Source organism: Gottfriedia sp. NPDC056225 (assembly GCF_042267765.1).
Classification (GTDB): Bacteria; Bacillota; Bacilli; order Bacillales; family Bacillaceae_G; genus Gottfriedia.
This window is the reverse complement of the sequence record NZ_JBHJTJ010000072.1, coordinates 1-11,691: the sequence shown is the minus strand read 5'-3', so window position 1 is coordinate 11,691 and position 11,691 is coordinate 1. Positions and strand designations below refer to the sequence as shown.

The 11,691-nt window shown below is 31.2% G+C and carries 5 protein-coding genes and 3 pseudogenes; all 8 read right to left on the bottom strand.

All coding sequences use genetic code 11. The annotated features are described in order from the left end of the window. A pseudogene (locus tag ACFCYN_RS23490) lies at nucleotides 1–418 on the bottom strand (leucine-rich repeat domain-containing protein); the annotation flags it as partial. Between the two features lie 24 nt (nucleotides 419–442). Beyond that, complete coding sequence (locus ACFCYN_RS23485) at nucleotides 443–7,108, bottom strand: DNRLRE domain-containing protein (RefSeq protein ID WP_375952199.1); 6,666 nt, start codon at nucleotides 7,106–7,108, stop codon at nucleotides 443–445. Between the two features lie 335 nt (nucleotides 7,109–7,443). Then, nucleotides 7,444–7,595, bottom strand: a pseudogene (locus ACFCYN_RS23480) (Tn3 family transposase); the annotation flags it as partial. Between the two features lie 29 nt (nucleotides 7,596–7,624). After that, nucleotides 7,625–7,876 (bottom strand): annotated as a pseudogene (locus ACFCYN_RS23475) (DUF4158 domain-containing protein); the annotation flags it as partial. Between the two features lie 118 nt (nucleotides 7,877–7,994). After that, nucleotides 7,995–8,186 carry an RHS repeat-associated core domain-containing protein gene (locus tag ACFCYN_RS23470; protein WP_375952196.1) on the bottom strand — a complete coding sequence of 64 codons (192 nt, stop codon included), beginning with the start codon at nucleotides 8,184–8,186 and terminating at the stop codon, nucleotides 7,995–7,997. 350 nt (nucleotides 8,187–8,536) lie between these two features. Continuing rightward, complete coding sequence (locus tag ACFCYN_RS23465) at nucleotides 8,537–9,256, bottom strand: MAE_28990/MAE_18760 family HEPN-like nuclease (RefSeq protein ID WP_375952193.1); 720 nt, start codon at nucleotides 9,254–9,256, stop codon at nucleotides 8,537–8,539. Beyond that, nucleotides 9,243–10,496, bottom strand: coding sequence for a GmrSD restriction endonuclease domain-containing protein (locus tag ACFCYN_RS23460; protein WP_375952190.1), 1,254 nt, complete (start codon nucleotides 10,494–10,496; stop codon nucleotides 9,243–9,245). Before ACFCYN_RS23460 ends, ACFCYN_RS23465 begins: the two co-directional genes overlap by 14 nt. Nucleotides 10,497–10,499: 3 nt before the next feature. Beyond that, a partial coding sequence (locus tag ACFCYN_RS23455) for a DNA methyltransferase (protein WP_375952188.1) occupies nucleotides 10,500–11,691 on the bottom strand: 1,192 nt, incomplete at its 5' end.

The following is an 11,691-nucleotide window of genomic DNA, read 5'->3' as shown; positions in this document are numbered from 1 at the left end:
GATTAAAAGTAGGTAATTCATCGATATTTTTATTTTTTGATTTAAAATCATAAATACTTAAAAATTCAAGATTTTTTAAATATTCTAAATTAATAATTTGTTTATTAAGAATAAGACTCAATCTTTTAATATTACTATTAATTTTAGAAAAATCTATTAGTTCTATTGGAGCTTTTGTTATTTCTAATTCTTTAATATTACTTAATCCATATAAACCTGAATAATCACTAATAAATTGACTTCCAATATTTAACACTTCTAAATTAGGACACTTTTCTAGAAAACTTATGTTATTGAGGTTATAGTACATACCACTAATATATAATGATTTCACATTATTTTTGTTTATATAGTCAATATATTCATCTATTTTATTGCTCTCAATAGCTAATCCATCTTCTCTATATTTTATTAACACTTTTCAATTCACCTTCTTTAATTTTTAAAACTTGGGCTCTATATATTTTGCACCTGGACTAGCTATTCTATTATAATTTCCACTTGAAGCATGTCCTCCATCAGCTTCCATTCGCTTATGTTCCTGAATAAAAGCTTCCCTGTTATTTTTTGCTGAAGACCACTCAATTTTTTTAACCTTGGTATCCTTATGATCTGCCTTTTCTTTTGCAGATTTATACGCCCTTTTCAATGGACCTTTACCATGATATTTTTTTCCATTTTTAAAATGAATCGTATATGACCCATATTTAGAATTAACTTTCGTGCTATTTTTATAAATTTTTTTAACATATTTCTTAATTCCGCCAGCTTTTTTTATTGCTTTGATTAAGTCATAAACATTTTGACCAAGTTCGTAAGCTTCTTCTCCATCAGTAGAGTGACTTTTTTCTCCAATTACATCATAAAAATAAATTGGATTGTTACTTGCATAATTATAACCATTTTGTGAATTTAAGTCATCATATTTCCCAGTTTGTGGGTCAAGTGATAAAAACACGCCGTTTTCAGGCTGGTAGTATCTCGCTATCAAATAATACATTTTAATTTCTTTATCATACATATAACCTGCATAACCAAAGGAATTATCAGCAGCTATACCGGAAGAGGTAGAAGAAATAACATTTCCCCATGCATCATATGTGTATATAGCCACTGTTTGCTTAGCATCATCTGTTAAAGCAATGACATCTCCATGAGCGTTGTAGTGATAGTAAATAGTTTGACCTTGTGTTTTCATCGCAAGACGTTGCCCATCTGCAGAATAGACATAAGAACGTAAGACTACTCCGTTACTGTCTGTCTCGTATAAAACATTGATACTATCTCCATCGTAGAAATACTTAGTGGTTACTCCATTAACTGTTTTTTCAACCCGACGACCCTGCTCATCATACTTATAGGTCGCAAATGGCGTACTTTCTCCGTTTTTCGTTACAGAAATTAGTTGACCAACTGGATTCCATTCGTAAGAATAATCTCCATCCTTCTTACGATTTCCATCAATATCATATTCAATATTGTTATTTCCAAGCTTAGTTAATTGATTTTCTATATTAAATTCAGCTTTTATTTCTGTCGTTGAACCATTTTTCGTTAATTGAACTCTTGCACGATTACCAAAGCCATCGTAGCTATACTCTTTTTTTGTACCATCAGGATATTCTTCTGACTTTAATTGGTTTAATTTATCGTATGTGTAAACAACCGCTTGATTGTTTGGGAGATTAATTTTTGAACGATTTCCATTTGCATCATACTCATATGATTCATTTAAAATTATTGTTCCATTATCTAACTGAATTCGTTCAGATGCGATTAGATTCCTGTTCGTGTATTGATACGTTGCATTAGTATTATTCCATGAATTATATGACCGTACATTTCCATTTTCATCATAAATATATGTGAAGTTTTTCTCCGAATTTGATACAACGGTATTTTGGTCCAAACTATTGTAAGAATAGCTTGTTGATTCAGTAGTTGCCCCCTGGGTAAACGTTGTACTTTTTAGCTTATCGGAATCAGTTGGATAGGACCATGTTTGAACAGAATCTGGAAATCCATTTTGTACTATCGTTTTTTTTGTCTCACGATTTTGATCATCAATTTTATTATTTGTAGTTGTCCTGTTTAACGTTGAATCTTCAACCGTTATTAAATTTCTATTTCTATCAAAAGAATATTCATAATATTTCACACCATTATAAGAAATAGAACTAATGTTGTCAGCATTATCATACGTATTGGAGATACTTACTCCGCTTGGCTTTGTAGTTTCAATTACTCTTCCGTTTTCATCGTATTTATTTGTTATTGTTTCATCAGAAGGACCAGTAGTTTTTAATAAGTTTCCATTTTCATCATAATCGAAATGATAATTTTGACTCCGGTTGTCTATTGTACTGTTTATCGTCTTATTCGTTTGTAATCCAGCTTTATAGTAATAATCAATAGTCGTTCCATATTCAAATGTTACTTTATTTAACTGATTCGCATTATTATAATGGAATTCTTTAATGTATTTATTGGCATCTGTTTCTTTAATCTTGTTTCCGTAGTTATCATAATCAAAATGGACAACATTATTTTCTTCATCGATTACGTCACTTACATAATTATCATTAGAATCATAGACTGATTCTACTTTATTTTTACCATTAATGATTCGTAGTCCATCAAACCATGCAGTTCCTGTAAAATTCCCACCAAAAACTGCTGAAATATCAATTGTATTGACTGGTTTGTCAGGATCAGCTAAAAATTCTTTATATACACGATTCCATTCATTTGTTCCCTCTAAGATGTCTACATTAAATGTTGAATTTGTACCATCTACATAATTTACAACTGCCTTTAGGGCATAATTGCTTGAATCCGATCCGTTAGCTTTCACATCAGTTGACTTAGACATCCCTGTTAATGTGAAATTAATTGGTTTATCACCCGTTTTTTGCCCAATTATCACAGTTTGCTTGTATTCGTTAGTCGGAGCCGTCGAGCTTGAACGGACAATTTTCAATGCACTTTTCCCATCAAAACGTTCAGTTGTATCAACAGTTCCTCCAGTTCCAGTCCATGACGATAATGCGTTCTCAAATCCTCCATTTTCAACGGGATTAAAACTCGATTGAAATTCCGCTTTTTCTAATTGAACAGAGTCAAACCAAACATCTCCTTTACCACTAGCTGATGAGTGATCGACTTCTAATTTCACTTGAAACTTCGTTGCACCTTCTGGAGCTGTAAATGTAAATTGCTTATTAATCCAATCTTGCTTTCCGTTTATATTAATCTTACTGTTAGAATTACCAATGTTTGTTCCACTAGCATTATAGTAAAATATTTTAAATACAGCAGTTGCGTCAGTTAAATCAGACTTAATATCCGAACTAAATGTATAAGTTGCATTTTCACTTACATTTTGAACAATTTGATAAGCATAAAGATAACCAGAAGAACTCGATGTTGATTGCGATGATACTTTTAGTGAACCATTTCCACTTAGTCCACCCTTACCATTCGAATCGATTGAAACAGTTCCCGAATCATTTAAAGGTGTAGCAACTTTTGCCCATCCATCCATTCCACTTTGAAAACTGCCGTTTATTAATAAGTTAGTAGCTGCACTTAAATTACTTGTAGTTTCAACTTCACTTCCATAAGTATTGTATTTTGTATACGAAGCAACAGCATTTTGTACAGCATAATCAGATACAGCGTTCAAACCATCGTAAGTAGTCCATGTCTCGTTTGATTCAGTATCTTCATAGAATTTAAGATTATTTTTATTATCGTAATCATAATCTTCCGAACCATAAGGTGACGTTTCAGAATCAATGTTACCTTCCTCATCGTAGGCATATGTTTCTGTCGGCGAATCACCATAATCGTTCGGCTCCGTTGATTCAATTAATTCGTTTCCTTCATATAAAGATGTTGTTGTAATTTTTTCTCCATCTAAATCCTCAATAACCTTAGTTGGATTTGATGCTTCATTAAACCAGTATTGATTTTTCTTTCTATTTGGAAATGTCACTGTTACATTTTTGTCCGTTGATGCAGTATCATAATCCAAGGTATATGTGTGCCCTAACGGATTTTTAACGGTTTCAACTTTATCATCGCCATTATACGAAATAATAGTTGTATGTGCTTCTGTTAAAATAGGCGGTGTTATTAAATGAGTCATTTGATTATTATCGTCATATCTGTATTCTGTAACTTCTTCATTAGCATTAGTTACTTTTGACAGTAAATCATTAGTATACGTATACTTGATTAACCGTTCATCCGATAATAACTTTAATTGACTAATATACCCTTCTTCATTATAGGTAATATCGACCTTACGATTTGGAGTAGAAGAATCCGTTATTGATGTAAGTTGATTATCCGTGTAGTTAAATGTTGTTTTTACATGGTATCCATCTTCAATACTTAACAGTTTACCTGTAGTTTTATCAAATGTTTTTATTGATTGATCTGTATCTTTTAATTTTAATTTATCATCATTTTCAGTTAACTCTAAATAGATTCCAGTTCCAGTTGGAGGACGATAAACTCCATTTGTATCTTTTACAAATGTTAATAAAGTTCCATCTTCATCAATATAGTTAGCTTCATTTCCAACTAGATTAATAGATGAATCCAGATTACTATGCCAATTATATCCAAATAAACCTTTTAAAGATGATTGACTATTATATGTTCGATCAATAGATATTCCAGGCCCTTTTCCACCTAAAGAAAAGTCATTTTCAGTAGCAATAAAGTTCCCTGTAGCTGTATTAATACTGCCACCAGGTACATCTACAAATGACCAATATTCCTCCATACCTAAGAAAGGAACATTTTCACCAATTGGTGTCTTTAAATAAGGTGTGTAAACTGTTTCTTGACCACCGGTATCATATGCACTAATTTTAAAGAAATAGTTAGGGTTTTTATTATGAGTTGTCCCATTATTTCCATACAAGTTTGTCGGGTCAACTGGTAATTCTGCTCCACCATAACTTGTACTTGTTTCATCAGCTGGATGATGTAGATAAGTCATACTTCCATTTATTTCAGAATCTTTTGGCCAAATCCCCTTATTCTGCGTCGTCCAATGATCAACATCACCGACATCATATGACTCATAATGTTTTCCATTAAAAATCCAAATTTTATATCCTTTTGCTCCAGTTACTTTTTCCCAATCTAAAGTCACATAGCCAGTTTTAGTTCCAACCATATTTGTATACGATCTAATCGTAAAATTAGCTGGATTTTTTAAGTTAGGAATTGTTGGATTTAATTGACCATTTGTTGGGCTAGTCCCAACTCCATCTTTAACAGCCGAAACCCTGAACCAAAAATAATTTACAGTTGGATAGGCTCCTCCAGAAGCTTTATATAAATAAGATGGATTAATTGGCAACTCTTGACGATCATCTTTATCCTGGTCAATATCCGTATGGTAGAGTAGCCTACGTCCATTATCAATAGCACTTTGCTTTGGCCAGATTTTTTTACCTTTTGTGCTAAATGATGTTGTTCCCTTTTCGACAGGGAAACCTTCATATGCTGTACCATTATATATCCAAACGATATAACTATCTGCACCAGTTACCGATTTCCAATTAATATCGACATATCCTGTTCCATCACCAGTACCGTAACTATATGCTTTTGCAGACAGTAATTCAGGTGAAGGTACGGAAGAATTTACTGGAATCGTATAGTCAACTGAGATATAGGCATTTTTAGATGAACTATTTGTTGAAATAATCTTCTTCCAAGCAGCTTGTCCATTCATATGAAACTTAAAGCCGTAATTTGAATAGGTACCTGCTTGCCAACTTTTCACTACATCAGTGACATCAAAGTTTATCCATTTCCCTTTCCCAACTGATAGATTCGCAATCTTTGTTGAGTTAGGCTTATTATTCCATGTTACCGTCGAACTAGACCATGATGTTGTTAGTCGATCTAGATAGAGATTAGCTGTAGAAGACGCATCTGCCACGTAAGCATGGAACTCTGCACCATTGATTGTGACATTGCTTAACCCTGTAGGTGAGGGTTGTGTTAGAAAAGCGAATGCTGTTCCTGTCGCTGAATCAAATTGACCTGCTTTCAGTACATAATCTTCTAAAGAAGAATCCCACTTAGAAGTAGCAGTAGAATAATTTACTGTAGAGTTATTGCTTGAAACAAATGCATCAGATGAGTTAGTAACGGATGTCGTTGGATCGATATAAATAGGAAATACTCGACCGGGACTTGCTAACCAATCTTTATCAGCATTTATTGTTAACTTATAACCATCTTCAATCTTTTTGAGTTCAAACTTTACTTTATCAGAGATGACTGTATCACCAGTTTCCTCATCAATCTTAGAATCTGACATATAAGGCTTTGGTAATTCAAATACCTTCTTACCTTGTTCGTCTTTCATTTGGATATTACCATCTTCATCTATTGAAGCAGTTAAATCTGTTAAGAGTTTAAATGTAAAAATATGATAACCATCATATTGATTTAAAACGATATCTTCTTTAATATTTTCATTAAAAGTGTGGTTTTGAAGATCGATGTGAGGAAAAATGTCTTTGTGAACAATTTTATTTGTATTTTCAACAAACTCGGCATCAACATCATTTGCTTCTAATGGTGTTTTATTTTCTCCTGTAGCTTGCAATATTGATAATGACATCGAATGTCCTTCATATGAAAATTCAGCATATTTGCCGTTGGACATATTTTTGAGGAATTCTGTATCAATAGCGGTATTTTCGGTTTTTACAATGTTTGTTTGAGACTGTGCTTCTGTTAATTCAGGAGAGATTTCTACATATTTTTCTTCTCCTTCTTCTTTTATATGGACAGGTTCAGAATAAATTTTTTCCGTGTATTGTCCATTACCGTTATAAAACGTTTTAGTATTTTCTGTTCGTTTATCAATTAGTTCTCCGATTTCGGATTTCGATTCCATAGTAGACAATGCTTGTCTATTTGTTGTTGTCTTTTTTACAGGAATCAAATCTGCATTAGCATCTTCTGCGGGAATAATTTCAGTTGCTAATGCTTTCAAGGGTACTGAACTTATTAAAAGAACAGATACTAGTAATCTAGTAAAAATTCGCCTTAGTTTTTGCGTGCTCATGCTGTAGTTTACTCCAAAATATTTATTTGTGCTTTAAAAGCTAACGGACACTCTTTCAAATTCACCTCCATTAAAAATTCGTTAATTTTAAAGCCTTTTATATTATATTTTTTTAATAAACTTATTGCAATTATAATATTTTCCATTTTTTATTCCTTTTTTCTTTTGTATATTCTGGGGTCCTACCAACAAAACGCAGAAAACTTACACTAAGAGAAATTCCAAAGTAAAAAGGCCGATTTTTCCTACGCTAAGGAATCATCGGCCTTTTATATTATTGAAGAAGAGGGCGTAGGGATGTAGACTTGTTACCTTTCTTGCATCAAAGTTAATATTGGGAAATCATTTGGCGTTTGGATCGTGAATAGCTTAGAGTCAGCTAAATCGCGAAGCCTTGGTGCGCAAAACGAAATCCTAGTAAATGACAAAATTCAAATACTTAGTTGGCGTAGTCAGCTGTGTCTGTAAACTGCTCTTCAATATTTAAATATGTCCATAATGAAGTATCCATCAATGACGGATTTCTTCCATATGTTCATGTATAGTTGGCTCTCGCTGGGCATATAAAGAAAATGAATTAGGATTAACATTTATTTGTCTAACTATATATTCGATTATGTAATCTGGAATAGGTCAAACAACTGAAAGGTATCATCCAGGATAGCATAGAACACATAATTGAACAGCAAAGCTCAGTCGATTATAATCTCTTCTGTGCCGTTTAATAATTTCAAGGTCATATTGTGAAAAAGAATAATAAGAAGTGAGTTAGATTAAAAATTTTGAGTTTAATTGTAAATAAATCTGCGCTTTTAACTGCTTCATTACTATTCAAGCTTACCAAAAGTTAGGAAGAACTGAGAAGTATTATTATTCTTGTTCTTCATCACTCTAAAATGTTTTTGGATAAAAACGTACTAGACGCTTGTGATTCACCATCCGTATCAATATATTGTATAAGAGGATTATTACTTACATATGTGAATCCATTTTGAGTAAGAGCATTATCTTCATCACCAGGTTCCGGATCAAGAGATAAGAATACGCCAGTTTCAGGTTGATAATATCTAGCAACCAATTAATACATTTTTATTGAGTGTTTTTCATTATTTAGATTTGTTACTTTTGACTGTAACATACCACTATACTTATAATTAATTTTACGATTCTAAAATAAACTCAATTACACCAATTGTAATCATAGTCAAACTAGTAGACCTGAAATGTGTACCTACTTGCTGCAATCTCAACAGGGAGTCAATTTTTCACAAAATCCTTAGGAAAATTTGTATTCTTTTCATTCATTTAACATAAAATTAAGAATAAGATTTATAAAAATTAGGAGATTTATTTGTTTAATTCAAAATCGTATCCCTTTAAATACCTAATTTACCAATATATTATCGCCCTTAACAAATTCATTTTCTGTCAAAGATCATTGATATTTTGATTAAGGTACTCTTTATTTATTAATGAGTTATATATCAATTTAATTATCGAATTATTAATCTCATTTGTTGACTTCTCTAACTCTTCAAAAGTTACTTCACTTATTCCATCTTTTTTTTGACCATGAGAAATTCCATTCCTTGTACTAACTAGATTCTTGATTGAAGTTTCATGCCTTGCAAATGTACTTTCTGGTAATCCTAGGCTATAAAGTAGCTTCTTAAGTACTACTGGCCATAAGTTACTTTCTGTATTAACAATTTTATCGGGAATTTCAATTTTTTGATTTAAGAAGTCATCAAAAGCCTCATATAAATAAACTCTCTTTGAAAATTTAAATAACTTATTATCTTCAGGGGGCTTCTTACCAAAAACCTTTTTAAAACGATTTTCATTGTACTCATCTTGTTCAAATAATGAGAATTCTTGATGCATTGAAGCGGCAGCTAAGTTGCTATTTACGTCTTTACGTAGGAGATTTTCTTCATTAATAGCAATAACATAGGTTTGAAAAGCAAAGTTACAAAAACCTTCATAATGAGCGTATAGCATTACTACTAGTGATTTTCTATAAATATCTCGATCTTCTGGCTTGGGTATTTTTATAAGTTGATTCTTTAAAATCTTCAGCTCATTCGTTCGCCAAGTTAATTCATTTTCAAGTTCTTCACGGATACTTAATATTTTACTTCCTTCCATTTAAAAACTCTCCAACCAAGTTTTCTATGACTTCTATACGATTTGCAAGAAAATTCCGTGTATTTTTACCTCCATTTGAAGCACTCGCTAAAAAGCTCTTATTTGTTTTTGCACCATCCAAAATATTCTTTAAATTTGATACTAGTTCAGTATCATAGGTATCGATTTTATCTAGGTAAGGTTGTAATCCCATTGTAAAAGCATCGAAATGAGTAGATGTAATTGCAGCTACATATTTCCCCTGACGTTTTTTGTCAAAAGATTTTTCACCCAAAGTTAAATTCAAAATCTTAAAAGTCTTTTCAAATTCTACTTTTTCCTTTTCATAGTTGAAATCTATTTTGTCAGAATGATTACTATCAGATACCTTCTCCATAAAACTGGTTAGAAAAGGACCAATATTTTTCTTATAATTAATCCTATCTAATTTATAAGCAAAATATTTAAGTATGTACTCTTGATCCTCTTTTTTTTCAACTCTTTCTTTATTTAAATGACTAATTGTATTTTTAAAGTCAACATTTGAGCTTAAGTCGATTATAAAATCATTAAATTTATCATCTAATAGCCTAATTGTACAATTTCTAATTTCCTGGTCGCTTAATATTTCTCCTCCTGTATTTAAACGCTTAAACATATAGTATCTTAATCTTGGATCACTACCTTTACGAATAACCTCTACTCTCACAAAACTTCTTTTAAGTCGAATTTGTAATGTCTTTGGTAACTCATTATATGTTAATCCATTCAGCTCTTTTACGATATCACAACCTTCTAAACGTAAAAGATTTGACTCCCTTTTTGTTTCTAATGCATCTAATTCATTTAATTTTGTTAATTCATCAACTATTTGTTCATCTATTTCATCTTCTGATCCATCATCTATTTCATCTTCATTTTCTATATTTAATTGTTCTTTTTGTAAAACCCCTCTAAAATGCAAATAAGTAGAAATCCTTTGTAAGCCATCTATAAGTTCATAAACACTCTCTTCTTGTTCAATTACATAAATAGGTGGGATGGGCATTTCTAATATTAACGATTCAATAAACTGTGACTCTTTTTCTTGTGGCCATCTAAACAATCTTTGATAAGCCGGATCAATTTTAAATTCTCCATCCTTGTACATGTCTAAAATTTCATTAAAAGATAAATCTAAACTTTTAGTTCGCACTTGCTCAATTTTATCATCTATAATTTCTAATAATTCTAATTGTGATGTTTGGTTATCTTTTCCCAACTTTTATTCACCCTTTCTAAAAATAATTGCGAATTCTTTAATTTTTGAATCCACTCTATATTTTTTACTTTTGGTATTGATATCAACTAGATTATTATCTGAATTAAATTCATAAATATATACTAATTCCCAGCCAAATCCTTTAAGAATTTCAATGAAGATTTCTTTTAAATCTACTAATATATCCTTATAAAATGAATTTTGTACTACAATTGTACACTTCCCCCCCTTTTTCAGGACCCTATTAATTTCTTTTAATGAAGCATATATGGAATCAAAATATTGTTGATAAGTTTTTAAATAGTAACTCTTTGAAGCTCTAGATACATGTAATTCTATTTTTTTTAAAGTCTCTAAGCACGTTTTTCCCCATTCTTTCAATGGTTGTGATTGCTCTTTATGAATTACAGGTGCACCTATTAAAGAGTGCCTTAATTTGACAAAATCATCTTCTGTCAAATTTAGAATAGCTAATTCTATACTAGTCATTACTGCATAATCTAATCTAGTACAATATGGAGGTGAAGTAATTACTACATCTATAGATTCATCATTAATATTGATGTTTTCAGACTCTCCAATCTTTATCTCTGGGAATAATTGCATACTCCCCTCTTTTTTACTAAGAACATTGTTCATTTCTTTAAGTTCATTTAAGAAAATTTTTTCAATCTCTATTCGGGTTGCTTTTACTTTATTATTTTCTATAGGCTTTTTTAGCCAAGTTGGATTAGATGATTTGAAATTTTTCGAGAGCATTTTTACTGAATTAAAAAGCGCTAAACAATAAAAACTTTGATTTATTGTAAAGTTATCATCTTTTATAATTGACCCTATAAACTGTCCGTCCAAAATCGCTCTTTCAATATTCCTAATCTTTTTAACTGTATCAATAGAAAACCAATTACACAATGCATCGGTTTCCGTTATTGTGGTCCGATATTTTCTAGATTGAGTCAATATTTCTTTAATTTTAGTATCATTTTCTGTAAAATCCTGTAATCTTGCTTTTGCAATTATAGTCATAACAGGATTCATGTCTATTCCAATAGATTTGATATTCTTAATTGATGAAACATATGTAGTTGTGCCACTACCATTCCATGGGTCAAAAATAATATCATCTGTTTTTATCTCAAGTAAACCTAAAATATCTTCAACAAATCCTTCAGAAAAACCTGCATAATATTTATAT